Origin of the sequence: Rhodococcus indonesiensis (genome assembly GCF_047782815.1) — a bacterium.
GTDB classification, from domain to species: domain Bacteria; phylum Actinomycetota; class Actinomycetes; order Mycobacteriales; family Mycobacteriaceae; genus Rhodococcus; species Rhodococcus indonesiensis.
Genome location: NZ_CP180630.1, coordinates 2,932,184 through 2,956,884, shown reverse-complemented (window position 1 = coordinate 2,956,884; position 24,701 = coordinate 2,932,184). Strand labels below are relative to the sequence as shown.

The window sequence follows — 24,701 nt, the reverse complement described above, 5'->3', positions numbered from 1 at the left end:
AGATGTGGCTCGGGTCCCGGCCTCCCGGCCGGCAGCGCGCGCTGCGACAGCTGTGCGCAGTGCCATAATCGCGAGGTGTCCCGGAAGCGAGCTCTGGCTCGACTGCCCGGAGTCGAGACGGTACGCGGCTACCGTCGGGAGTGGCTGCGTTCGGATGTCGTTGCCGGTCTTGTCCTGACAGCTGTTGATCCCTGCCGGCATGGGCTACGCCGAAGCGGCGGGGCTGCCCGCGTACGCCGGTCTGTACGCGACGATCGTTCCGCTGCTGGCCTACGCGATCGTGGGGCCGTCCAAGATCGTCGTCCTGGGGCCCCGATTCGTCGCTGGCGCCGTTGATCGCGGCGACGGTGGTGCCGGTGGCTGTGACCGACCGTGGCGGCGACCGCGCTGGTCGACGTGCGGGGGCTGGTGCAGATGTGGCGTATGAGCCGGACGGAGGCGTTGCTGGCGGCCGCGGCATTCGTCGGCGTCGCGCTGGTGGGAGTCCTGCAGGGCATCCTGGTCGCGATCGGACTGTCGTTCCTTGCGGTGGTCGTACGGGGGTGACAGCCCTACCGGGCCGAATTGGTGGCCGTGCCCGATCGGGAGGGCTTCCACGACCTCGCCCGGGGGCCGGCGCATCCCGGGATTGGTCATCGTCCGATCGAATGGGTCGTGCTCGAGCCCGAGCCCATCATCGGATTGGACACCACCGCGGTCGACGAACTGGTCGATCTCGACCGCTATTTGGAGAGCTGCGGCGTCCGGCTGGTGTTCGCGGAGATGAAGGGGCCGATCAAGGACCGGTTGGAGCGGTTCGGGGTGAGAGACCGCTTCGACGCGTCCCTTTCCCTCCCACGCTCGAGGCCGCAGTGGACGCATTCGAGCGCCGCGACCGGCCGTGCGACCGGACCCGATCGCAGGAAGAGGGTGCGGGCCTGTGACACCCCGAGCTGTCCACTCGACCGAAAGGCGTGTCGAAGGGAAGGAAGGTCTCGGCGAGTTGCCGGGGAGCACCGGGGTGCGGGTCCGGCGGAGCCGTTGACAGCGACCTTATTCGGAGCGGAACCGATCACTCGCAGGCATGTCGCTAGCGGAAGGGGGGCTGGTAGCCGAAGGTTCCTGCGCTACAGCTGGGGGGTCGAGGATGAGATCAGCCACCAGCGCCGTCCAACCGGTTTGGTGGGAGGCGCCGAGGCCGGCTCCGTTGTCGCCGTGGAAGTGCTCGTAGAACAACAGGTTGTCCTTCCAGGCCGGATCGGTCTGGAGCAGTTTTGCGCCGCCGTTGACCGGCCGGTTTCCCTCGTCGTTCGGTAGCCAGATGCCGACGAGGCGGTCGGCGAGGTCATCGGCGATGTCCCGGAGGGTGCGCTGCCGACCGGAGTCGGTGGGATAGTCGATGGTGAAGTCGTCACCGAAGAACTGGGCGTACTGCAGCAACGCTCGGATCACGAGGTAATTCACCGGAAACCAGACGGGCCCCCGCCAGTTCGAGTTGCCACCGTACATTGCGGTGCGGGACTCGGCCGGTGCGTAGTCGATCACGGCGCCGGGTATGCCCGGCAGGGTGTACGGGGAGGTGAACCGTTTGGACAGCGAGCGCAGTCCGTGCGGTGAGAGGAAGGCGTTCTCGTCGAAGAGGGTGGAGAGCACGGTCCGGAGCTGATTCTTGGTGAGCACCGACAGCAGCAACCGGCGGGGGGTGTCGGTGGTGCGCACCCGCCACGACGGATCCGAACGGTTTCCGCGCCGATCCATCATGCGGGCGAAACGCCTGCTGAGCCTGCGCAGCCGCTCGGGGTTGCGCTCGGCAATGGACACCGCTGCCAGGGCTGGTATCACGCCGACGAGGGTCTGCACCCGGATCGGGGTGGCATTGCCGGCAGCGTCGAGGAGTCGGTCGTAGAAGAATCCGTCGTCCGGGTCGTACAGCCCCGACTCGTCGAGCGCGTCCATGATCAGCACGAACTGTTCCAGAAACTTGACGACCATGTCCTCGTAGACCGCGTTGCGGTCGGCGAGGACGAGGGCGAGCAGGAGCATGGCGGCCGAGTAGTAGGCCAGCCACCCCGTCCCGTCGGCCTGCTCCAGGCGAACCCCCGGCGGGAGGTGCGAGCGGTCCACGGGGCTGATGTTGTCGAGCCCGAGGAAGCCGCCGCCGATGAGGTTGTTTCCGTCGGGATCCTGGCGGTTGAGCCACCAGGTGAAGTTGAGCAGGAGTTTGTGGAAGACCCGCTCGAGGAACTCGACGTCACGGCCGCCGTCGATGAGGTACACCCGCACCGCGGCGAGGGCATGCACCGGCGGGTTCACGTCGTCGAAGCTCCACTCGTAGGCGGGCAGGGCGCCGTTGGGATGGAGGAACCACTCCTTGAGCAGGACGAGCAGCTGATACTTGGCGAACGCGGGATCGAGATGCGCCCACGGGATCGTGTGGAACGCGAGATCCCAGGCAGCGAACCACGGGTACTCCCACGGATCGGGCATCGCGAGCACATCGAACGAGTCCAGGTGCCGCCACCCGGTGTTGCGTCCGCTGACGTGCCCCGCCGGCGGAGCCGGTTCGGCAGGGTCGCCGTCGAGCCAGTTCGCCATCCGGTACGGGTACATCTGCTTACTCCAGATCAGACCCGCACACGACTGGCGCAGGATCCGCATGCGTTCGGAATCGATATCGCTGGGAGCGATAGCACGGTAGAACTCGTCGGCTTCGGCGCGCCTGCGCGCCAGGATGCCGTCGAACCAGACCGTCGACCACTCGGTCGGGGGCGCGGTGAACTCGGCCGTCGCGGGTCGGCGCAGGCGCAGCCGCAGCTCCACGGTGTCCCCGGCGGCAACGGTCAGGTGGTACCGCCACGCCGCCTTCGTTCCCTCCCGCTCGGGGTTGACGGTGTCGGCGCCGGAGACGACGTGGTCGTTGATGCCGTCCTTGGGGAAGGGTGTGATCGGCGCGGCACCGTACAACCTGGTGGTGTTGGTCTCGTTGTCACAGAACAGCGGTGCAGGCCGCGTGCCATCACTCGCCGGCCCGGCCTCGAGTCGATACCCACCCAAATGGGGGTGGTCGACGGCCACTGCGCCCCGGTCGAAGAAGAGGCGCGGGATGTCGGCGCTGCCGGACGGACGCCACGTGTTGCGCAGCCACAGTGTGGGAAGGACATCGAGGTCGGCCGCCTCGGGTCCGTGGTTGTGGACGGTGATGTGCACGAGAATGTCGGTAGGGTCGGCCTTGGCGTAGGTGACGTCGACGATCCAGAAACGCCCCTCGTCGAACACCCCGGTGTCGAGCAATTCGAACTCGAAGTCCTCGCGTCCGCGGCGGGCGTTCTCGTCGATCAGCCGCTGGTAGGGAAACTCTGCCTGCGGATAGTGGTACCGCCATTGCAGCAGCGCGTGACTCGGCAGGCCCTCGAGATACCACCAGTACTCCTTGGCATCCTCACCGTGGTTGCCTTGCGGTCCGGTGAGGCCGAACATCCGCTCCTTGAGGATCGGATCGGTCCCGTTCCACAGCGCCAACGCCAGGCACAGGTCGTGGTGGATGTCGGACAACCCGGCCATGCCGTCCTCGTTCCACCGGTAGGCCCGGGAGCGGGCCTGATCGTGCGGAAAGTAACTCCAGGCGTCCCCGTTGTCGCTGTAGTCCTCACGCACCGTGCCCCACGCCCGCTCCGACAGGTAGGGACCCCATTCGTACCACGGGTTCGCCTCGAACAGATCGTCCTCGGCGCGCCCGGTGGCTTCGGCAAGGCGAGCGTGTTCCACCGTCGCAGGTCCGTCGGATGCCTGGTTACTCACTGCTCCTCCTGGGCGGATTCGATGTGGAACAGGTGCCAATGCCACGGTCCGAGCTCGACATACAAGCCATCGCAGAGGTCGGCGCCGGCTCGGTCGAAGACGACGTCGTTGGTCGGGTCGACCAGCCGACAGGACACACCTCTCAGGTCGTCCCACGGAACGCCCACGCGCCCCGTTGCGGTGCCGGGGCTCAGGTTCACCACGACCAGCCAGCGACGGTCACCGTCCCAGCACCACGCTACGAGATTGTCGACGCTGTCGTTGCCGGGCCAGCCCGAACGGGCACACAGCCGCCACGTGCCGGTCCGGAACGTGGTGTCCTGCAGCGTCGCCAGCAGCGAGTGGTAGAACGCGGACAGATCGCTGTCAGCCGGCTCTGCGGGGAACCGACCCAGGAAGACCGGTAGCCGTACCCGTCGGCCCTCGATCTGGCCGTCGTGCACCAGACGCGCCCCGGTCTGGGTGAGCGTTGCCACCGCGACGGCCTTCTCCCGTGCCGGGTCGAGCACCGCCGCGGCCCGCGGCTCGTCGTGATTTTCGAGGAAGCGCACCAGCTTTTCCTGGTAGCCGACGTTGGCAAGGAGATGGCTGTGCACCTGCCCGGCGTCCCTCTGCACCAGACGGTCGTAGAGGCGCTTGTCGTAACAGAAGTCGAAGCCCTGCTTGTGCAGTGCCCATTCCGAATCCCAGTAGGCTTCGGCGATGAAGCGGAACGTCGGATGGGTCCTGCGCACCGCGGGAATCACGTGAGCCCAGTAATCGTCGGCGGGGGCGGCGCCGACCCGATCTCCCCACGTCCGAGCGAACACGTCGTTCATCATGAGCATCGCCATGTCGCATCGGACCCCGTCGCACTGATCGGCGATCCGGCAGAGTGTGTCCACCACCGCCGAACGCAGACTCGGGGAAAAGGCGTCGAGCTGCACGACATCGGGCCATGCCGGGAAGTACGGATCACGTCCGTTGGCCAGCACCCGGCCGGCCACCTCGACGAACGACGCGGCATCGCCGCGTAGATCGTCCGCCGTGCCCTGGACGAACCGCTCGGGGTGAGTGGTCGTCCACGGATGATCGGGCGCCACATGGTTCGGGACGAAGTCCAGGATCAAGCCGAGTCCCCGCTTGCCGAGCGCTGCCCGCGCGGCTCCGAGACCAGCCCGACCACCCAAGCGCGGGTCGACCTCATAGGCACGGATGCAGTACGGCGATCCGACTACGTCGGAGGACTCATAGTCCCCCAGCGCCGCCTCGAAGCCGGCGACGAGCCCGTCGTCGGCCAAGGCCATGGCCACGCCCGCCGGGCTGCGTTCCCAGACACCCATCAGCCATACCGCGTCGAAACCCAGCGCGGCGATGGCATCCCACTGCTCGTCGGGCACGCTCCCGAGATCGAGGCGACGACCGATCTCGCCGCTCAACCGATCCAGCCACGGCCACGTGTTGATCTCGTATAGAAAAGGATGGGCCGCCGACGTCCCACGCGGCGCCATGGACACGCCCGCCCCAGCTGCGACCTCCATGGTGGACCGCCCTTTCCGCCGAGAACATCTGCAGGCATACCGGAACCGACTCATCAGTGTGAGTGTCGCGACCGCGATCCTCCGGTGCCGATCACCGAACTCATTGTGCCCACTGCACCTCACGCACGGTCCTTTTCACGGAACTTCCACCGCTGGATAGACTTTGCGCGCCGGAACAAGCGCTGAAGGCGCACTCGACGACCCCACCGGAGTTCGGCCGACGAGCACACTTCGGCGGGGTCCCGGTCCCCGCCGGGAAGATCCCGGCGACGGCCGTGTCGATGAGGGTAGTCCAGGCCGAGGCGCCCGGTGCCTACAATCGGCGGTTCCTCCACTCGTCTGTCGATGTCTGCCGTCACGCACGGGCAGGACCCCGGCGGAGACACCGATCCTGCCGACGGCCGGTGACGGTTCGAAGCAAAGACCCCGCCGGGTGAGAGGAGAAGCCGGCCGGCGGGGCTGTGGCCGCCGTACAGACCGGCTCGAGGCGACCTAGGCCGTGTTTCAAAAGTGATCTTGAACCGCGTTCCCGCAGGAAGGGATGTCGCAGTCGTGGAATGAGTGAGGTCTCCGGTATCTGGGTTCAGCGACCAAGCAAAACCTGAATATCTCGGAGCCCTCGTGCCCAGCGTAGCGGTAGCGGGGCGAGCGGACCTGACCGACGGGCAGTGGGCGCGTCTGACTCCGCTGCTGCCTTGCGCCAAGAAGAACGGCCGTCCACCGAAGTGGACGAAACGCCAGCTCATCGACGGAATCCGCTGGTGCATCCGTGTCGGCGCGCCCTGGCGGGACGTCCCGGACCGCTACAAACCCTGGCAGACCGGGTACGGGCTGTTCCGTCGCCGCCGCCGGCAACGCGACGGGGGTGTGGGCGCAGGTCCTGACCGGGTTTCAGACGATCGCCGATGCCGCTGGCGAGATCGTCTGGGACGTCAGCGTCGATTCGACCATCATGCGGGCGCATCAGCACGCCGCCGGCGCCCGCCGCGACGGTGACGAGCAGGTCGAGCTCGCCGGTGGTGTCGTGATCGAACCAGTCGATCACGCGTTGGGGCGTTCGCGGGGTGGGTGGACGACGAAACTGCATCTGGCGTGTGAACAGCATCGGCGCCCGCTTGCGCTGCTGCTCACCGCCGGTCAGCATGGTGACAGTCCGCAGTTCGCTGCCGTGTTGGACGCGATCCGAGTGCCTCGATCAGGTGCCGGGCGGGGCACGGACACGGCCGGATCGGGTGTTGGCGGACAAGGCCTACAGTTCCCGGGCGAACCGGTCCTATCTGCGCCGTCGTCGGATCAAGGCCACCATCGCGATCCCGTCCGATCAGCTCGCCCACCGCCGCAACCGCGGCTCCGGCGGCGGGCGGCCCCCAGTGTTCGATCGCACCGTCTACTGGCAACGGCATGCGGTCGAGTGCGGCATCAATCAACTCAAGCAGTTCCGGGCGGTGGCCACGCGCTACGACAAGCTCGCGGTGCGATACCTGGCCACCGTCCAGGTCGCTGCGATCAGTCAGTGGTTATGAGGCAGCGGGCTTTTGAAACACGGCCCAGCCTCAGACCGCGTTGCTCACCGCCGCGGGGTTCGTGCTCGGAACTGGGTCCGGCTGTCCGTGTTGCGCGGTGTCGGGTGGCGACCCTGCGCTCTTGGTCGTGGTCATGAAAACTATGCTCACGCATCGCAGTTCGGGTGCGAGGCGTGCTCCGGAACGGCTCGGCTTCGGGGGCAAGCTCGGCATTATCCAGTCGCGGCGAGCGCCAGGGTGGTGCATGAGGTGGTGTGTAGATCGAGGGCATACTCCGGCGATTCGACCCTAGTCGAGGACCTGCTGTTCAGACCTGAGCACCCCTTGATCGACCAGAGTCTGCCCTCGCGGCTCGGAGCCACCATCACCAACGGAGACGGCTTCGGGATCGTTCGTCCCGGCGGAGACGAACTGCGAGACTTCGGACGGCGCCGTCCGGGGCATCGAGTTCATACCTCGCCGCGGTGACGGACCGCCACGGCTGATGCCGATCGTCGATGGTCTACGTGGCTGGGTTCCATGCGGATGCAGCTGTCGATTCGACTCGACTACGGCCCAATCCCTGGGTCGAGGTCGCCGCCGACGGTGCGCTGATCACCGCCGGTCCGGATTCGTTCGCGGGGGAGCACAGGATGCCTCTGCGGCTGGGAGGTGTGACGCCACGACGGATTTCGCCGTCACCGACGGTGGCCGAGAGCGCTTCCCGTGGTGCCTGCCCTCCCCCTGCAGGCCTTTTCCCGATCGCGGACTCCAATTCCGCACGCGGCTGGGGCAAGGTTCCCGCAGTTGCCGGGGCATCGCAATGGCCGGAGAGCACGATCGCGAATGGTTGTATTCCGAGCTCACCGCCGGGCTTGGCCATGGGGCCCGGCTCGTCGCTTGCCGGAATGGGGATATGCGGAGGCGTCGGGCTGGTTACCTACGCGCTCGAGCGAGGGGCCAGCACCTCGGAATTCATGGGCAGCGTGCGTCCGGTGAATCGACGCCGGTGTCCGGTTCGCCGAGTGCGCCACCCGGGGGCAATTCCACCGCGAAGATCCCCGCCCGCTGGGCGTGGTGGACGAATTCGGCGCCCGGACCGAAGAACAATCGGGGGCGCACGGCGTCGAGGCCGATCGGCCACAGCGTGCCGTAGTGGATCGGCACCGCCAGACCCGCCGCCACCAGGCGCGCGACGACCGCGGCCCGGGACGGGTCGAGGTGGCCGGTGCCGAGGGTCGGACCCCAGCCCCCCACGGGTAGCAGCGCGAGGTCCACTGGGCCGACGTGGTCGGCGAGGTCCGGGTACAGGTCGGTGTCGCCGGCGAAGTAGGTCCGCCGGTCCCCCTCGACGACGTACCCGATCGCCGGCGCGAGCTCCGGACCGCGCCGCCAGCGCCGCCCGTCGTGTCGGGCGGGCACCGCCCGGACGGTGAGGGTGCCGATCCGGGTTTCGTCGCCGGGCCGCAGCGGCACCAGGCGGTCGGCGAATCGGCGCAGCGCGGGCAGGCCGTCGATCGCCCGCCACGGGACCACGATCGGAACGTCCGGATCGAGCAGCCGCAGCGACGGCAGGTGGGTGTGGTCGGCGTGCAGGTGCGAGAGCACGACGGCGTCCGGGTGGCGCACGTGCGGCCCGATCGGGGTGGGCCCCCGGCGGCGGCGCAGATGCGCGACGCGGTCGGTCAGCACCGGATCGGTCAGGACGACTGTCCCGCGGTCCATGATCAGCGCGCTGGCATGTCCGAGCCAGCGCATACCGGATGCGGCGGTATTCGGACCCGGTGGCGTGCTCACGACCCTTACGATTCCAGACGAGGGAAGGGGCCGCGATGCGCACGGTGGGCGGCATGGTGCGGGTGCTCGTCGAGTTCCTGGTGCTGTGGGGGTCGTCGGCGCTCGCGCTCATCGTGCTCGACCGCATCCTCGACGGCATCACCCTGGACCCGTCGGGCTTCACTCCGCTACCGACGCTGCCGGCCGCGCTGGTGCTCGCGTTGGTGTTCGGCCTCCTGAACGCGGCGCTGTGGCCGGTGATGATGCGGTTGATGTCGTGGATCGGTCCGGTGCTGCTGTTCGTCGGGGTGTTCGTGGCCGGCGGTGTGATCATGCTGTTGACGCTCTACCTGGTACCGGTCGCGTCGGTGGACCAGCGCCGGGATGCGTTCTACCTCGCGGCGCTGCTCTCACTGTTCACCTCCGTCGTCTCGGGCGCCATCGCGTCCCGTTCCGATACCGCGTACCGGCTGATGCAGGTGCGCCGACAGCGGTTCCGGTTGCGTCGCAACACCGCACTCGTGGACGCGTCCCCGGGGCTGTTGTGCATCCAGATCGACGGCCTCGGTTACGACGTGCTGCGTCGCGCGATCGCCGACGGTGTGACCCCCGCGCTGGCGAAGTTGGTGCGCGAGACCCACCGGCTGATGCCGTGGCACACCGACTGGAGCAGTCAGACGGGTGCGACCCAGCTGGGCGTGCTGCACGGCTCCAACCACAACGTGCCGGCGTTCCGCTGGTACGACAAGACCACCGAGCACGTCTCGGTGTTCAGCAACCCGGTCGACAACGAGCAACGCGAACTCGAACGCACCCACATCCCCGGCCTGCTGGCGCACGACGGTACGAGCCGGGGCAACCTGTTCACCGGCGGCGCGCACGACAACGTGCTCGTCGTCAGCCGGATGCGTGGTGCCCGCCTCGGCGGCGGTGCCGGCTACAGCGACTATTTCGCCGACCCGGCGAGCGCGCTGCGCACGTTCATCCGGATGGTTGCGGAACTGCAACGGGAAGTACGCCAGTCGCTGCGGCAGAAGCGGAAGGACATCCAGCCGCGGGTGCGGCGGGGTGGGCTCTATCCGTTCGTGCGGGCGTTCGCGACCGTGCTCGCCACCGATGTCGCCGTCGCGGCGGTGGTCGGGGATCTGATCAAGGGTCGCAGCGTCGTCTACGTCGACCTGATCGGCTACGACGAGGTGTCGCACCACTCCGGCATCTCCCGGCCCGAGACCCTTGCGGTGCTGACCAAACTCGACGAGATCGTCGAGATGCTGCTCGCCGTGGTGGCGCAGGCCGATCGGCCCTACCGCGCCGTCGTGCTCTCGGACCACGGGCAGAGTCAGGGCGCGACCTTTCTGCAACGCTACGGGGAAACCCTACGGCAGTTGGTTATCCGGCTGGCCGCCCGGCGCGAACCAGCGAAGCGCCACTGGTACGAGCGCGAATCCGACGTCTCCGCCGAGCCCGGGTCGGAGGGGCGCGCCTACGCCGCGGCCAGCGTGCACTCGCCGGCCGCCGCCGAGGAGGCGCACGCCTGCGCGGGTGAGCCGATCGTGCTCGGCTCGGGCAACCTCGGCCTGGTCTACTTCCCGCACCTGCCCGGACGTGCCGACGTCCACGCCATCGAGGCCGCCCACCCCGGTCTGCTTACCGGGCTGCGCGAGCATCCCGGGATCGGCTTCCTGCTCGTGGGCGCTCCCGGCGGGTCCGTGGTGCTCGGGCCCCACGGCGAGGTCGACGTGACCACGGGGAAGGTCACCGGCCGGAATCCGCTGGCGGTGATGGGCCCCGACGCGCTGGCGAAGGTGCGTCGCACCGACACCTTCGACAACGTTGCCGACATCATGGTCGGCGGCACGTACTGGCCCGACACCGACGAGGTCGCGGCGTTCGAGGAGCAGGTCGGCTCGCACGGCGGCATGGGCGGACCACAGAGTACTCCGTTTCTCGTCTACCCCGCCGACCTGCCCGCCCCGCCCGACCCGCTGCACGGCGCCGAGGCCGTGCACACGGTGCTCGTCGGCTGGCGGGATCTTTCGACGGGACCGCGCGCAGCGGTGACGACGCAGGACGCGACGACCGGCGCCGATGACCTGACGCCGCGGGGCTGACCGCGGGACAGACCGGCGAAGGCCGCTGTCCCGGTGCGCCCACCACTTCGGCCGGCAACTCCTGTGCCCCCTCAAGAGCGCAGGCTCACAATGACCGGGGGATTCGAATGCCGGAGGTGACGTCGCCGAGATCGGAGATCATGTCTGGGTGCTCGAGTAGTTCTGCAGGAACCGGGCTTCGACCTGTGCCATCGCGGCGATCTCGTCGGGGTGGACGCTTTCGTTGGGGGCGTGGATCAGTGCTTGGGGTTCTTCGACGCCCATCAAGATGATCTCCGCGTCGGGGTAGGTGGCGGCGAAGACGTTGCACAGGGGTATTGATCCGCCCTGTCCCAGCATGACCATGGGCCGACCGTAGGATTCCTGCATGGCCGCGTCCAGGGCTCGGTAGGCGGGCCCGTCGGTGCGGGCCCGGAACGGTGATCCGGAGGCTTCGACTTCGACCTCGACCTGGACTCCCCACGGCGCGGCGGCATGTAGATGGTCGATCAGAGCTTGCTGGGCGTGCGCTGGCTCGACCCCGGGCGGTATGCGCAGGTTGAGGCGTGCGCGTGCGCGTGGGACGATCGCGGCCGCCGAGCCGAGCACGGAGGGGCAATCGATGCCGAGAATGGTCAGGGCGGGGCGGGCCCAGAGCATGTCGGAGACGGTGCCGTCGCCGAGCAACGATTCGGTGGCGAGCATGCCGGCGTCCGTGCGGAACTGTTCGTGCGGGTAGGTCTCTCCGTCCCAGATCTGGGTGTTGTCCAGGGTTTCGACGGTGGTGTTGCCCGCGGTGTCGCGCAGGGTCGCCAGCATTGCTACCAGGGCGGCGAGAGCGTCCGGGGCGGCGCCCCCGAACATGCCCGAGTGCAGTTCGGAGGCGAGGGCGTCGACGGTCACCACCACGTTGACCATGCCGCGCAGGCTGACGGTGGCGGCGGGGTGACCGACGGAGGCATTACCGGTGTCGCACACGAGGATCGCGTCGGCCCGCAGAAGATCGGCGTGGTCGGGCACGAAGGCCTCGAGGCCGCCGGTGCCCTGTTCTTCCGAGCCTTCGACGACGAGTTTCAGGTGCACCGGCAGTTCGTCGCCGAGGGCTCGCAGCGCGGTCAGATGGACGAGGATGTTGCCTTTGCAGTCGGCGGTTCCGCGACCGTACCAGCGGCCGTCCTTCTCGGTGAGCTGGAATGGAGGTGTTTGCCAAGCGCTTTCGTCGAGCGGCGGCTGGACATCGTAGTGGGCGTAGAGCAGCACGGTGGGGGCGTGTGGGTTCGGGCAGGGCCGCGATCCCACCACGGCGGCGCTGCCATCCGGGGTGGGCTCCAGTCGGACATCGGTGAAGCCGAGCCGGTGGAACCTCTCCCGCACCCACTGTGCAGCACGCCGGCATTCTTCGGGTGGATACAGGCGTGGGTCGGCCACCGATCGCAGGGCGACGAGTTCGGTGAGTTCTTCTCGCACCTGCGGCATCAGTTCAGCGATGCGTTCTCTCAGGTTCATCGCCTACTCTCCTGCCACGTCGCTCGTTGCGAGGTCGCCGACGAATTGCTGGAATTCGGCCAGTTCCTCGGGGCAGTAGATCTCGAGGACCAACAATTCTCCCTGTACGACCCGATCGTCGACGACAACCGGCCGGGTACCCGGTCCTCCTGCTCCGTTGACCATCTGGGACAACAGCGTTGCCCGGGTCAGCGCCGCATTCGGGTTGGCGCAGATCGCGCCGCCGTCGTCACCGAGCACCCGGGTGATTTGTTCGCGCGAGGGGGTGCGGGCGCCGGCCTCGTCGAGTGCTGCGATGAGTTGGTCCGCCTTGGCCTCGGCCTCTCCGCCCGGCCGGACATAGGGAAACAGGAGCAGTGCGATGAACACCAGCAGGACGAGAACAAATGCGACGACGGTATAGATGATCCTGCGCTCGCGGGCGTTCGAGGTTTCCGTCTCGGTGGTCATGACTCGGTCACCTCCGGTTGTTTCCAGGAGGGCTTACGCGACCTGTAGAACAGGTACGGCGCGAGCAGGCCGAGGCCGAGAGCGCCGCCGGCGACGATCAGGAAGTACACCCCGGCGTTGCCGGAACTGAATTGTGACGGCGGGATGAAGCCGATGAGCAGAGCGGCAAGCGAGGCAGCGAACCCGATTCCGCACAATCCCACCAGCATCGGTGCCCGGTAGCCCCGCGGATGGTCGGGGAACCGTCGGCGCAGCCGGATCGCGGCGACGAACATCAGCAGGTACATGATCAGGTACACCTGGGTGGTGATCACCGAGAAGATCCAGTACGCGCTGGACACGTCCGGGATGAAGGCGTAGAGCAGGGCGATCACGGTGGTGAGCAGACCCTGGGTGACGAGAATGTTCTGCTGGACGCCGTGCTTGTTCACCCGCTGCAGGAACGGGGGAAGATAACCTTCCTGCCGGGAGATCAACAGCAGACCCTTCGACGGGCCCGCCAACCAGGTCAACATGCCCCCGAGCGAGGCCGCCACCAGCATGATCCCGATCACCGGGGTCAGCCATTGCCAGCCGAACTGGGCGAAGACCGCGTCGAAGGCCTGCATCACCCCGGCAGTCAGGGACAACTGTTCGGCCGGAATCACCCAGCTGATCGCCAACGCGGGCAGGATGAAGATCAACAGCACCAGGGCCATGGCCAGGAACATCGATCGGGGAAATTCCTTGGCGGGGTTACGGAGGGACGACACGTGCACCGCGTTCATCTCCATCCCGGAATAGGAGAGGAAGTTGTTCACGATCAGCACGAGGCTGGCCAGACCGGCCCAGGCCGGCAGCAGATTGTCGACGGTCATCGGCGCGGCGGAGGGATTGCCCTGGCCGAGGAAGACCATGCCCAGGATCACCAGCAGTGCGCCGGGCACCAGGGTGCCGATGATCAGGCCACCGCTGGCCAGACCGGCAACGCCCTTGGTGCCCCGGGAGGAGATGTAGACCCCGGACCAGTAGGCGACCATGATAACCAGCGCGGTCCATACTCCGCTGCTGGCCAGTGCCGGGTTGATGACGTAGGCCAAAGTACTGGCAACGTACCCGAGCAAACTGGGGTAGTAGAAGATCGTCATGGCGAACTGGCACCACACCGCCAAGAACCCCATCGGCTTGGAGATTCCTAGAGCCACCCAGTTGTAGACCCCGCCTTCCCATCCCGACGCCAACTCGGCGGACACCAGCGAGGTCGGCAGCAGGAACACCAGCGCGGGGATCAGGTACAAGAACACGCACGCCAGGCCGTACACGGCCATGGTCGGCGACGGCCGCAAACTCGCCACCGAGCTGGTGGTCATCAACGCCAGGGCGATCCAGGAGATCCAGGAACCTGCCGGTGCTCGGGTGCGGGTCCCGACTTCGGCGGGGGGCTGATCGGCGGGTACGTCGGGTGCGCTCATGACATCCACCCGCCGCGAATCCGGCACTCGGCCCTCTCGACCGCAGCGCGGTGACGCCACAGCCGGCCGGGGGTGTTCGATACCTCGGTGCAGTAAGTCATCACAGTGTCCTTCTCGTCGCGGCGCAGTCGAGGCGCTCTCGTCAGGGAAACTGCTGTGCCGGTACCGGACCGGCGGCTTTCAGTTCGATCCCACCTCCTGCAGCAGCTAGTCGACGACCCACAGTTCGTGGCTGGTGTTGTTGAGACGGCGACAGCCGTCGGGGGTGACCGTGACGATGTCTTCGATGCGGATCCCGAAGCGACCGGCGAGATAGATTCCCGGCTCGATGGAAAAGCACATGCCGGGTACCAGGGGTTGCTGTTCGCCCTCGACGATGTACGGCGGCTCGTGTGTAGTGACCCCGATCCCATGCCCGGTGCGGTGAATGAACTGCTCGCCGTATCCGGTCTCGCCGATCACCGATCGCGCCACCCGATCGATATGCTGGCAGCTCACCCCAGGCCGGACCGCCTCGACCGCTTCCTGCTGGGCCTGCCGGACGATCCCGTGTACCTGCCGCACCTCGGCACTGGGCTCTCCGACCGAGACCGTGCGGGTGGTGTCCGATCCATAACCGAACATCAACCCGCCGAAGTCCAGGACGACGGTGTCGCCGTGTTCGATCACCCGGTCACCGGCCTCATGGTGCGGATTGGCCCCGTTGGGGCCGGACCCCACCACAGTGAAGTCGACCTGCTCGTGCCCGAACTGCCGCAACAAAGCGGCCAGTTCCGCTGCGACCTCCAGTTCGCGCCGCCCGGCGAACCGAGTCTGCACGATCTGCTCGAAGACCATATCGGTCGCCGCTCCGGCCGCCGTCAATCGAGCCAGTTCACCGGCGTCCTTGACAGCACGCAACATCGGCAGACCCTCGGCCAAGGCCACATAGGACGAGTGCGGCACCTGCCGTTGCAGCCCTAACAGATGGATTGCCCACGCCGCGTCCGAGATCCCGTACGTGTGGGAGGGACACAGCAGCGCGCCGGCCACCTGGTACGGGTCGGTGCCGTCGGTCCACTCGACGAACGATACGGCGGCGGTACCGGCCGCGGCTTCGGCGTCGGGTCGTTCGAGCGCGGGTACCACCAGGGTGGGTTGCCGATCGGGGCGCAACACCAGAACGGTGAGGCGTTCGGTGATCGCTGTCGGCCGATATGCCGTGAGCCAGACCAAATCCGGTCCGGGAGTAACGAGCACACCGTCCAGACCAGACCCGACGACATCGCGCACAACTCGTGCCATGCGGGCCGCGTAATCGTCGCCGGTGAACGGTGCCGGGTGCACGATCGATGTCATCGCGGCCTCCGACGGCCTCGGGAGATATGCAACTGCCGAGTCAACCCCGAGACACAGAATCGACTACACACAACCCGGTACCTCCCCAGCGTTGCGAGCGAGGTCGCCCAGGGCCACGCCTCGATCGACCCTCCAGCGACACGACTCACCTCTACGACGGCGTGCATAGCCCGTTATCCCGAATTGTGCACCCGCCACGATGGCACCGCAGGCAAATCGCATACAGGAGTTACTGGCGGGATCGGACACCGCTGAGCTGCAGTGGTGCCCTGTCACGAGCGCAGGGGAACCGCCCCAGGAACCCGCGGTGCCCGTACGGAATCGTGATGCCTCGCAGGTGCCCTGATCGGTGCGTGCTCGCGGTGTCGTCACTGAGCTCGGCCATGTCGGAGCTCGCGGCAGCGACCCGATCCCGAAGGGCGCGGGTTGGTGCCCTCGCGTCGTAGTCCGAATCGCATGCCCCTACCGGGGAGCACTCGCCTCCTCCGGCCGCCTCCGAGCCCGGCTCCGAACGGTCGTCCGGGGTCACCGTCCAAAGTCGCGGTCGGATAGCAGACTGATCGGATCGAACTCGGCCGTGGCCGACCGTGCCGGTTGCATCATGTAAGACATGGACAACAGGGCCCCAGGGCCGTCCGACGGCCGCGACAGCGGCCCGCAACAGCCTTCCGCACCGGATGCGGCGCCCCCAAATGCCCGGACCATGACCGTGCGTGGCGGCGCCTTCCTCGGGGTCGGCTCCATGGTCGGAGCCGGCATCTTCGCGCTTCTCGGAGAAGCCGGGGCCGTGGCCGGTTCGGCGGTGTGGGTATCGTTCCTGCTGGCGGGGGTGGTGGCCACCTTGCAGGGTTACGCCGTCGCGAAGCTGGGGGCGCGCTACCCGTCCTCGGGCGGCATCGTGACGTTCCTGCTGCAGGCCTACGGCCGAGGGCACATCACCGCCATCACCTCCTGGCTGCTCTATTTCGCGGCCGTCATCGTCACCGCCATGGTGTCCGTCTCGTTCGGCAGCTACGGCGCCGCACTGTTCTTCGACGAGTCCACCACTTGGAGCAAAATCCTCACCACCGCTGTGGTCGTGCTCGTGGCGGCGGTCAACATCGCCGGCACGAAGTTCATCGACCGGGTCCAGAGCGTGATCGTGGTGATACTGCTGGTAGTGTTCGCGGTCTTCGTCGTCGTCACCCTGACTCAACTCGACCCCGATCTGCTGGCGCCGTCCACGTACCCGCCGAGGCTCGACATCGTCTCCAGTGTGGCGCTGACCTTCTTCGCCTACCTCGGCTTCACCGTGGTCAGCTTCACCGGCGACGACCTTCCCGATCCGAGCCGTAACCTGCCGCGTGCGATGTACCTGGCATTAGGCATCACGGTCACCCTGTACGTATCGATTGCCGTCGGAGTCTTCGGAACCCTGACCGTGCAAGAGGTCATCGACAACGGCGAGACCGCTCTCGCCGTCGCCGCCAGACCCGCCCTCGGCGACGCCGGTTTCGCGATCATGGCCCTCGCTGCCCTGCTGGCCACCTCCTCCTCGGTCAACGCCAACGTCTATGCGGCGGTCGGCTCCACCGCCAAGCTGGCCGAATCAGGCACCTTCCCTCCGGTGTTCGGCAGTCGAGCCAGAATCGGGGGCACACGGGGGCTGACCATCTCGGTCGTGCTGATTCTGCTGCTTGCGAATCTGGTGGATCTGACCGCCATTGCTTCCCTCGGCAGCGTCGTGGCCCTGACGATCTTCCTGGTGACCTCGATCGCGGCATATCGCCTCCGCCATGAAACAGCCTCTCGTGCTGGCATCCTCGTCACCGGCATCGTATTGACCGTGATCGTGCTCGCCGTCTTTGCAGTGCAGACCCTGCAGACCTCGCCCGAGACATTCGCGGCGATGATCGCGATTGTGGCGTTGGCGGTGGTGCTCGAAATACTCTGGAGCCGTCTACGCACTCACCGAGCCTCGAAAGCGCGATGAGCTCGACCCCGTCGGTGGGACCGATGGGACAGCCCCATCGAGGTGCCCTCGGATCCTTCCCCCGCCCTGACGAGGATTTCTGCAGCCGACCACCGACACTCGCATCGTCGCCGGCGCGACGGTATGCTCCGCCGCTGACGGGCGACTGCGCGAGGTGCCCGTACGGTGACCGCGTGCGCCGGCCTGACATCGGGTCGAAGAAGACGTGCGGGGTGGAGGTGCTGGAGACCGAATCGTCCCGGACCGTTGGCCTGAGGCGTCGGGCGCCGTGGAGCCGCAGTCCCCTGATGCGCTGGTACGACCGGATCGAATCGGGCCCCGCGCTGGTGGGGATGGTGTTCGTGCTGGTGATGGCCCCCTCGCCGCGGCATACGGAACGATCACCTACGGCGGGCCGGGGGAGCGGTCTTGGCTGGACCGGCAGACCAGCCGCCCGGTCGGGGCCATCGTGCTCGGCACGGCACCGGGGAGGCGGTTGTTCGACAGGGCATCGAGGCGTCACCACGATCAGGGGAAGTCGACGATGGCCGATCGGTGCGGTGAATGCAGGACGGGCAACCCCGGACCGCGCGGTGGGATCGTGCTGCCGGTGCCCACCCCGGGGAGACGAGCGACCTGTCGGTCGATGTGACCGGCGCTCCGGTCGCCCCCACGGTGCGGACAGTGCCGCCACCGCCGTCGCGGCCCCGACGGTGTGGCCGGTCTCGGCGGCGGCAGGCGCAAGGCTGTAGGGGCTGCAGCCGGTGAGCCGAGCATCGCCGAGGGGCGGCCTGGGACAGCGAGTGACGCGGGCTGGGCACGACGCCGGGATGATGAACGCATGGTGTCGGTAGGTGGCGAACAGTTCGCCCTGCTCGCTGCCGTCCCCGACCGACGGTTGCAGGCGCCGGACCCGCTGCACGACGAGCCGGCACGCGACGTGCTCTTTCCTTGCGCCGGCCGGTGAACGCCACGAACGGCAGGTGCGCCGCCCCTTCACCCGGGCCGGTGGCTGCCGCTCAGGTAGTCACCTCCGCGGCCTGACGGCGCGCCCGTTCGGCGGCCTGCAGTTCGAGCCCGTACAGCAACCCGAAGGTGAATCCGTTCTCTCCGGGTGTGGTCCCTGCCCGGGCGCCGAACTCACGTAGCAGGTCGGTGGCGACGGCGCTGTCCTGATGTTCACCGAGCACCTGCTGGATCCTGGTGTAGTGGCTGATCGTTCGCTTGGCGCGGTGGCGGCCGAGCAGCGGGGCGGCCAACTCGGCGGCATACCTGGCCCGCTTGGCTGACCTGCGGGCCAGGTGCAGCGCCTGCTCATCCTCGCCGTCGGCGGCGGTCCGCGCCCGAGTGTCGGCCTTGCGTTCGGCCCGCCGCGCCGCCTTCACGATCACACGCGGCCGGTCCGCTTCCTCGGTCAGCGGAGGTTGGATCCGCCAGCGTGCCAGGGTAGCGAGCAACGTGCGGTACCGGTCGGAGTCGAGGGTGCGCAGCACCTCGTCGAGCCGGTGACGCTCGTCGGCGCGCAGATCGGTGTCGATCCGTGCCGCCACCGGGCCCATCACCAGCTCCGGCGGCAGGTCCTCGAGCGCGGCGGCCAGCCGGACGCGCTGCACCTGCACATCCCGGACCTGTCCGAGTACCCCTGCATACCAATATAATTCGCTGTCGAGCCAGGACCGCTGCGTGGGCTCGAACACCTTCCGAAACGTCCGCAGGGTGCTACGCAGGCGCCGGATGGCAACCCGGGTGGGATGGATCGGGTCCAGACCGCGGCGCAGCCACACGTCCCCCGCGGCGATAGCCTCGAGCTGGGTGTCGAGGTAGTCGGCGAGCACACCACGGGCTCGCACGACCTTGTCGGCGGCCTTGCCGGCGGGGGTGGCGAGGGAGAAGTGCGCCTCGATCGTGGCGAGAGCGCGGTCGAGTTCGCCGCGCTGCGGCGTCGGCGCGGCGTCGGTACGGGCCAGGGCCGCAGTGAGTGCGGTGCGGTGCTTCTTCGACGCGGCGTCACTGATGTCGAGGTGGATCTGCTGCCATTGCTCGACGGTCGCCGCCTCGCCGATCACCGTGGCCGCGACCGTCTCGACACCGATCCGCGCCAGCAACCGGTCGTTGCGGTCGTACCACTCGTGCCGGTGCTCACCGGTGTCGACGGTGACCGAACGCCGCAGCGGCCGCCCGCCCGTCAGGCCCGCCACTGCTGCGGTGAGTTCGTCGGGCGCGAGATCGCTCGTGTCCGAATCGATGTGCAGTTCGGTGCCGAGCTTGCCACCCGGAACGACCAGCTCCCAGCCGGCCTCCCTGTCGGGACCCGGAGTGCGGTACCGCAGCATACAATCCCACCGCCGCAGGTCGCGCCCCGCGGTGTCGAGGTAGATGCTGCGGTGCTCGGGGGCGGGGTGCTCGACGTGCCGTGTGCCCGGCAGGATGTCCTGCCATCGCGGCAGTCTTCCCTGCGACGAGATCAGATACGTGGTGCCGGCGGTCGCGGACGAAGCCATACCCCCGATTTTGGCGCATCCGGCCGGGTGTCGGCAGCGAATGCGGCGGGGACCTGCCCGCGTAGCGGGACTCGGCCGTGGTCTGGGTGTGCACGGCGCCGAGCACCGAACGGGACCGGGCGCGGCCAGGAGGAACCGGCACCCGGGAAGACACCACCGATCGGCTTGGTGCGTTCCGACGGTACCCCGCCGCCGGAAGATGGGGCCGATGTACACGCGTTGCTACTCGAGGCCGAATCACTTTTGCATGAGCGTGTTCCGGTCGCCCGGTTCCGCTCAGTTCCTGCCCGACGCCCGGGAGACACGGGGGCTCGTTGTTACCGGGCCGGAAATTCACCCTCGGAGACGTGAAGCTCTCCGGCGAGTCCCGTCCCCATTTCGAGTGGGCCGCGCGATATAGTTGCTCAGTCAATTACTTCTGTTAGGGTGAGCTTCATAGTTCCCCCCAGGAAGGACAAGCGATGAGCACCGACACTCCCGACCCCCGCCTCACGAACATCGCCGTCGCTCACGCCCCGGACCGGCACCGCTACGAACTCCGCGACGGCGACACCGTTATCGGCTTCACCCGATACCGCACGCGCACCGGCAGCGACCCCCGGCGAGTGTTCGTCCACACCGAGGTCGATCCCGCCTACGGCGGCCTCGGTCTTGCCGCCCGACTCGTGGAATTCGCGCTCGACGACGTCGCCGCCGCCGGCGAACGCATCGTCCCGGTGTGCCCCTATGTCGCGAAATACCTGCGTACCCACCACAACTACGACCACCTCGTCGACTGGCCGGAGGCCCAGCAATGACCACAGCCACACCCGCCCGCATCGCGATCGACAGGCAGGCGCGCCCCGTGTACCGCGCACAGGTCGCCGTCGCGGTCGCCGTCCGCGAGGCCGTCGCCCAGGCGGGACTCGATCGCACGCTCGTCGAACTGGTCAACATCCGCGTCTCCCAGATCAATGGCTGCGCCTACTGCCTCGACGTGCACACCCGCGACGCCCTCGCCGGTGGGGAATCACCGCAGCGACTCGCCGTCCTTCCCGCCTGGCGGGACACCGACCTGTTCACCGACCGCGAGCGCGCCGCCCTGACCCTCGCCGAAACGGTAACGACCCTGCCGACATCCGACCAACAGGATCGGGACTACACCAACGCTCGCACCCACCTCACCGACGACCAACTCTCGGCGATCGTGTGGGTGGCCATCGCGATGAACGCCTTCAACCGCATCTCTATCCTCAGCCGACACCGCGTTCGTCCCTCCACCTCGGACACCTGAGCCGACGCTCCGGATCCCCGCTCCAGATCACCGCGCAGAAACGCCACGACTGGGGTCTGTCAAGTTAACGGTGTAACTGGTTGAACTGTAGCTACTTTCGTCCAGCGGACAGGCGTCCGTCGAAGGTGATCTCGAAGGCGTTCAGTGCTGCCTTCCAGCGGTTGGACCAGCGTTGGCGGGCGGTGCCTTTGGGATCGAGGCTCATGATGGCCAGGTACACGCATTTCAGGGCCGCGGCCTCGGTCGGGAAATGACCGCGGGCCTTGACGGCCCTGCGGATTCGGGCGTTGACACTCTCGATGGCGTTGGTCGTGTAGATGACCTGTCTGATGGCGTTGTCGAACTGCAGGAACGGCACGAACTCGGCCCAGGTGTTGGTCCAGAGCCGGATGATCGCGGGATAGCGTTTCTCCCATTTGTCGCTGAACTCGGCGAACCGGTCCAGCGCGGCCTGCTCCGACGGCGCGGTGTACACCGGTTTGAGGTCCTTGGCGATCTCGGCCCAGTCCTTGCGGGAGGCGTAGGCGTAGGTATTGCGGAGGAGGTGGACCACGCAGGTTTGCACGATGGTCTGCGGCCACACCTGCCCGATCGAGTCGGGCAGATGCTTCAGACCGTCGCACACGACGATCAGCACATCCTGCACACCACGATTCTTCAGCTCCGACAACACCCGAAGCCAATACTTCGCCCCCTCCCCGTCGCCGTGCTCGCCGGCCCATAATCCGAGGATGTCGCGGGTGCCGTCCACAGTCACCCCCATCACGACGTAGATCGGCCGGTTGGCCACGTTGCCGTCGCGGATCTTGACGTGGATGCAGTCGATGAACAGCACCGGATACACCGGGTCCAGCGGCCGGTTCTGCCACTCGGCCATGCCGTCCATCACCCGTTCGGTGATCGTCGAGATCGTCTGCTTGGACACCTCGGCGCCGTAGACCTCGGCCAGGTGCGCAGAGATCTCACCGGTGGTCAGTCCCTTGGCCGACAGCGAGATCACCATGTCCTCCACCCCGGTCAGCCGCCGCTGCCGCTTGGCCACGATCTTCGGCTCGAACGAGGACTCCCGGTCCCGGGGTACGTCGAGCTCGACCGGGCCGGCCTCGGTCAGCACGGTCTTGGCGCGTCTGCCGTTGCGGGAGTTGCCGCTGCCCCTGCCGGCCGGGTCATTCTTGCCGTAGCCGAGGTGGTCGTCCATCTCGCCCTCGAGGGCGGACTCCACCACCAGCTTGGTCAACTTCGCCAGCAACCCGCCCTCGCCGGTGAGCTGGAGGCCTTCGGCCCGCGCCTGATCCACCAGTTCCTGCAGCCGGGCATCGCTGACACCCACAGGTGCCGAGTTCGATTCGTCCTCACGATCAATCACATCGGTCATGGTGGTGCATCTCCTTTCAGAGTTACACCGTTGTTCTTACAGTCCCCACGACTGGTGCCGCACCACTACGTCGCGACCAACGGGGAGTTCTGCCCGGATCGTGTCCGGATACACCAGGGGTGGGAAGGTCGAAGGGTGTGGACGGGACGAGGAGACGGCGTCGGCGGGCCGCCCACCCCGCGGCCGGGTTACCGCTTGTCGGTGGGCTCGTCGGGCTCGGGGTCGTCCGACGAGTGCGCCGCGCAGCACCGGCCGGCAGCCCCCACCGCGTGCGAAGACACCGCCCCGAAGCTCGGTGTCGGTGTCGAGTCGATGTGCACCGGGAACCGACCCCGGCCGGCTTCGTGGACCTCGACAGAACAATCACCGACCCGGGGACATCAGTCGGGAGTTCGAAACGCTCCGCGCCCTCCAGGGGAATGGCGGGGAAAGACGTAGCGGATTCCGGTTCTTCGCGGCCGGAGATGGATTGCTCTCCTCCGTAGTGTTACCCGAACGGTTCTATGTCGGGCAGTCTCCATGTCTTGTCGAACCACGGTTCCAGCGGACCGTAGAGCCGGACTATCGCGAACCAGCTCTTGCCGGGCAGGGTCTGGATCCAGTTGCGGCTGGCCTCGGGCCGGTCGGGACCGAAGTCGACGTCGACTGAGCCGTCCTCGTTCGAGATCATGTCGCGGTCGCTGGCAACGGTGGGCAATTCCTGGTCGGTCTGCAGCATCGACCGGGTCTGGGTGTCGTAGACGACGATCGACCAGAAGGTGTTGACCGGCACGTTCGGCGGGACGTGCAGCCGGTAGGTCCGGCCGCCGTCGAAGGGCGCGTCGGTGGCATCGACGAACGCGGTGACATACTGCGATCCGGCGCCGACCATCTCCGTCAGGTACACCGGACTCGATCCGCTCCCGATGAAGCCGAGCGCGGCGGCGGTGTCGAGCATCGCGGCGCCACGGTCCTGGAACTGGTAACCGGCGAAGAGGAAGACCCGCCAGGCGCCGTCCGGGTAGTAGCGTGCCTCGGGCTGGCGGACCCGGTAGAGGAGCGCGCGGGCGGTCGCGTCGCCGACCGCGGCTGCCTCGGTCAGGATTGCGCGCATCCGCTCGTCGGGGTCGAACGGTTTGCCGTGCTGGATGCCGACGGCGGCGAACATCCCCAGCGTGACCGGGTCGGATGACTCCGGCGGCTCGGACTGCACCACCTCGTCGAGCAGCTCCCAGTACTGGTAGTCGGCGGCCGGGATGGTGACCCACGGCTCGAAGGAGACGTTCACGAATCGCATCGGCGGCGGGTCGTCGGCCTGAGCCAGCGGGTAAGCCCGGGTCTTCGCCTTGATCATGTCGGCGGCCGGATGCGGGTCGCCGTGCTCGTCGCGGAAACCGCGTGAGACGAGGCACATCCCGTAGCTACGGGACCGCACCACGAAGTAGCCGTCCGGGACCTCGCCGTCGTATGCAGGCGGCAGGAACAGGTACTTGCCACCCCGGCCCTTGTCGGGTCCGGTCGCGCCGATGTCGACGACCCAGCGCCCCCACGAGTCGTCGATCAGGCCGTACACGTCGGGCGGGGCGTCCAGGACGAGGGGTCCGTCGTGGAGGTCGATCCACATGTAGAAGTACACGACGGTCGTGTGCATCGCCGGTCCGACGGTGCACGGGTGGCACAGGTCCTCCCAGAGCGCCACCGTGGTGTTCGCCGGACCCCAGCGCAGCAGTCCCCGGCGCCACGCCGCCCAAGACACCGGATGCTGCGCCAGCAGGTACGCCTGCACCGCCCGCTGGAAGTCCAGATTGTCGAACAGTGTCCGGGTCGTCTCGTCGTCCGGGACTCCGTCGAAGAACCGCAGCGTGCCCAACCGGGTGCGGACCTCGTCCGGCATCTCGATGCCTGGCGGAATCGGGGTGCTGTGCGCATGTGAGGTCATCGCGTCCTCCTGTGTCGATAGCCCTTGCCGAGATTCCCCGCCGCCGACCCGACGGCTCGCCCCACCCACTCACGATGCGCCGTCTCGGCCCTCATTGTCTGCCGGATCGACGAGGGAACACGTGACGGTGTGGTACACCCCGTCACGGACTCGAGGTCGCCGGTTGTGGCATTCATGAACCGCTGCCCCGGGTGGACAGACCACACTCCTCTGAATCTCATCCTTCCGGGTGATGAGACCTTCCACCAGAACTGGGGCGCAACAACACTCTAT

The 24,701-nt window shown here is 67.6% G+C and carries 14 protein-coding genes and 4 pseudogenes; 7 read left to right on the top strand and 11 right to left on the bottom strand.

Annotated elements, in window-relative coordinates:
• Positions 1-75: 75 nt before the first annotated feature.
• Positions 76-837: pseudogene (locus ACM26Y_RS13615) on the top strand (SulP family inorganic anion transporter); the annotation flags it as partial.
• A gap of 195 nt (positions 838-1,032) precedes the next feature.
• Here the strand turns inward: ACM26Y_RS13615 and ACM26Y_RS13610 are convergent.
• Positions 1,033-3,777: an MGH1-like glycoside hydrolase domain-containing protein gene (locus ACM26Y_RS13610; protein ID WP_416061169.1), complete on the bottom strand. Its 2,745-nt coding sequence runs from the start codon at positions 3,775-3,777 to the stop codon at positions 1,033-1,035.
• The gene (locus tag ACM26Y_RS13605) at positions 3,774-5,297 is read right to left on the bottom strand and encodes an alpha-amylase family glycosyl hydrolase (RefSeq protein ID WP_416061168.1); all 1,524 of its coding nucleotides are present in this window, start codon (positions 5,295-5,297) and stop codon (positions 3,774-3,776) included. Before ACM26Y_RS13605 ends, ACM26Y_RS13610 begins: the two co-directional genes overlap by 4 nt.
• A 621-nt stretch (positions 5,298-5,918) precedes the next feature.
• On the opposite strand from ACM26Y_RS13605, the pseudogene ACM26Y_RS13600 reads away from it, so the two are divergent.
• Positions 5,919-6,820, top strand: a pseudogene (locus ACM26Y_RS13600) (IS5 family transposase).
• Between the two features lie 252 nt (positions 6,821-7,072).
• Positions 7,073-7,210, top strand: a pseudogene (locus ACM26Y_RS13595) (class II glutamine amidotransferase); the annotation flags it as partial.
• Between the two features lie 564 nt (positions 7,211-7,774).
• Here the strand turns inward: ACM26Y_RS13595 and ACM26Y_RS13590 are convergent.
• Positions 7,775-8,596, bottom strand: coding sequence for an MBL fold metallo-hydrolase (locus ACM26Y_RS13590; protein WP_416061167.1), 822 nt, complete (start codon positions 8,594-8,596; stop codon positions 7,775-7,777).
• Positions 8,597-8,631: 35 nt separating this feature from the next.
• Between ACM26Y_RS13590 and ACM26Y_RS13585 the strand changes: the two genes are divergently transcribed.
• Positions 8,632-10,686, top strand: coding sequence for an alkaline phosphatase family protein (locus ACM26Y_RS13585; protein ID WP_416061166.1), 2,055 nt, complete (start codon positions 8,632-8,634; stop codon positions 10,684-10,686).
• A 138-nt stretch (positions 10,687-10,824) separates the two neighbouring features.
• On the opposite strand, the gene ACM26Y_RS13580 is transcribed toward ACM26Y_RS13585, so the two are convergent.
• The 4 genes from ACM26Y_RS13580 to ACM26Y_RS13565 all read right to left on the bottom strand — a co-directional run bounded on the left by ACM26Y_RS13580 (position 10,825) and on the right by ACM26Y_RS13565 (position 15,356).
• Complete coding sequence (locus ACM26Y_RS13580; RefSeq protein WP_416061165.1) at positions 10,825-12,171, bottom strand: dipeptidase; 1,347 nt, start codon at positions 12,169-12,171, stop codon at positions 10,825-10,827.
• 3 nt (positions 12,172-12,174) lie between these two features.
• On the bottom strand, positions 12,175-12,621 hold the full coding sequence (locus tag ACM26Y_RS13575; RefSeq protein ID WP_416061164.1) for a hypothetical protein: 447 nt from the start codon (positions 12,619-12,621) through the stop codon (positions 12,175-12,177).
• Positions 12,618-14,072 (bottom strand): APC family permease, encoded by a 1,455-nt coding sequence (locus ACM26Y_RS13570; RefSeq protein ID WP_416061163.1) that lies wholly within the window; start codon positions 14,070-14,072, stop codon positions 12,618-12,620. The genes ACM26Y_RS13575 and ACM26Y_RS13570 overlap by 4 nt, the downstream gene beginning before the upstream one ends.
• 207 nt (positions 14,073-14,279) lie before the next feature.
• Positions 14,280-15,356: a M24 family metallopeptidase gene (locus tag ACM26Y_RS13565; RefSeq protein ID WP_416063670.1), complete on the bottom strand. Its 1,077-nt coding sequence runs from the start codon at positions 15,354-15,356 to the stop codon at positions 14,280-14,282.
• Positions 15,357-16,020: 664 nt separating this feature from the next.
• Between ACM26Y_RS13565 and ACM26Y_RS13560 the strand changes: the two genes are divergently transcribed.
• The gene (locus ACM26Y_RS13560; RefSeq protein ID WP_416061162.1) at positions 16,021-17,382 is read left to right on the top strand and encodes an APC family permease; all 1,362 of its coding nucleotides are present in this window, start codon (positions 16,021-16,023) and stop codon (positions 17,380-17,382) included.
• Positions 17,383-18,172: 790 nt separating this feature from the next.
• Here ACM26Y_RS13560 and ACM26Y_RS13555 read toward each other — a convergent pair.
• Together ACM26Y_RS13555 and ACM26Y_RS13550 are read right to left on the bottom strand one after the other, a co-directional pair.
• Positions 18,173-18,350, bottom strand: a pseudogene (locus ACM26Y_RS13555) (IS1380 family transposase); the annotation flags it as partial.
• 30 nt (positions 18,351-18,380) lie between these two features.
• Positions 18,381-19,862 (bottom strand): CHAD domain-containing protein, encoded by a 1,482-nt coding sequence (locus ACM26Y_RS13550; RefSeq protein ID WP_416061161.1) that lies wholly within the window; start codon positions 19,860-19,862, stop codon positions 18,381-18,383.
• Between the two features lie 461 nt (positions 19,863-20,323).
• Here ACM26Y_RS13550 and ACM26Y_RS13545 point away from each other — a divergent pair, with 461 nt between their 5' ends.
• Both ACM26Y_RS13545 and ACM26Y_RS13540 read left to right on the top strand, forming a co-directional pair.
• Positions 20,324-20,659, top strand: a complete 336-nt coding sequence (locus ACM26Y_RS13545) for a GNAT family N-acetyltransferase (protein WP_416061160.1) — start codon at positions 20,324-20,326, stop codon at positions 20,657-20,659.
• Entirely contained in the window at positions 20,656-21,135 is a 480-nt protein-coding gene (locus ACM26Y_RS13540; protein WP_416061159.1) for a carboxymuconolactone decarboxylase family protein, read from the top strand. The genes ACM26Y_RS13545 and ACM26Y_RS13540 overlap by 4 nt, the downstream gene beginning before the upstream one ends.
• Positions 21,136-21,226: 91 nt before the next feature.
• Here ACM26Y_RS13540 and ACM26Y_RS13535 read toward each other — a convergent pair whose 3' ends face one another.
• Together ACM26Y_RS13535 and ACM26Y_RS13530 are read right to left on the bottom strand one after the other, a co-directional pair.
• Complete coding sequence (locus ACM26Y_RS13535) at positions 21,227-22,510, bottom strand: IS256 family transposase (RefSeq protein WP_106201846.1); 1,284 nt, start codon at positions 22,508-22,510, stop codon at positions 21,227-21,229.
• 487 nt (positions 22,511-22,997) lie between these two features.
• Complete coding sequence (locus ACM26Y_RS13530; protein ID WP_416061158.1) at positions 22,998-24,428, bottom strand: DUF1254 domain-containing protein; 1,431 nt, start codon at positions 24,426-24,428, stop codon at positions 22,998-23,000.
• Positions 24,429-24,701 lie beyond the last annotated feature (273 nt).

Coding starts and splice junctions, on each gene's coding strand:
- ACM26Y_RS13605 (WP_416061168.1), bottom strand. CDS start 5,297: ATGGAGGTCGCAGCTGGGGCGGGCGTGTCCATGGCGCCGCGTGGGACG.
- ACM26Y_RS13585 (WP_416061166.1), top strand. CDS start 8,632: ATGCGCACGGTGGGCGGCATGGTGCGGGTGCTCGTCGAGTTCCTGGTG.
- ACM26Y_RS13580 (WP_416061165.1), bottom strand. CDS start 12,171: ATGAACCTGAGAGAACGCATCGCTGAACTGATGCCGCAGGTGCGAGAA.
- ACM26Y_RS13575 (WP_416061164.1), bottom strand. CDS start 12,621: ATGACCACCGAGACGGAAACCTCGAACGCCCGCGAGCGCAGGATCATC.
- ACM26Y_RS13570 (WP_416061163.1), bottom strand. CDS start 14,072: ATGAGCGCACCCGACGTACCCGCCGATCAGCCCCCCGCCGAAGTCGGG.
- ACM26Y_RS13565 (WP_416063670.1), bottom strand. CDS start 15,356: ATGGCACGAGTTGTGCGCGATGTCGTCGGGTCTGGTCTGGACGGTGTG.
- ACM26Y_RS13560 (WP_416061162.1), top strand. CDS start 16,021: ATGGACAACAGGGCCCCAGGGCCGTCCGACGGCCGCGACAGCGGCCCG.
- ACM26Y_RS13550 (WP_416061161.1), bottom strand. CDS start 19,862: ATGGCTTCGTCCGCGACCGCCGGCACCACGTATCTGATCTCGTCGCAG.
- ACM26Y_RS13545 (WP_416061160.1), top strand. CDS start 20,324: ATGAGCACCGACACTCCCGACCCCCGCCTCACGAACATCGCCGTCGCT.
- ACM26Y_RS13540 (WP_416061159.1), top strand. CDS start 20,656: ATGACCACAGCCACACCCGCCCGCATCGCGATCGACAGGCAGGCGCGC.
- ACM26Y_RS13535 (WP_106201846.1), bottom strand. CDS start 22,510: ATGACCGATGTGATTGATCGTGAGGACGAATCGAACTCGGCACCTGTG.
- ACM26Y_RS13530 (WP_416061158.1), bottom strand. CDS start 24,428: ATGACCTCACATGCGCACAGCACCCCGATTCCGCCAGGCATCGAGATG.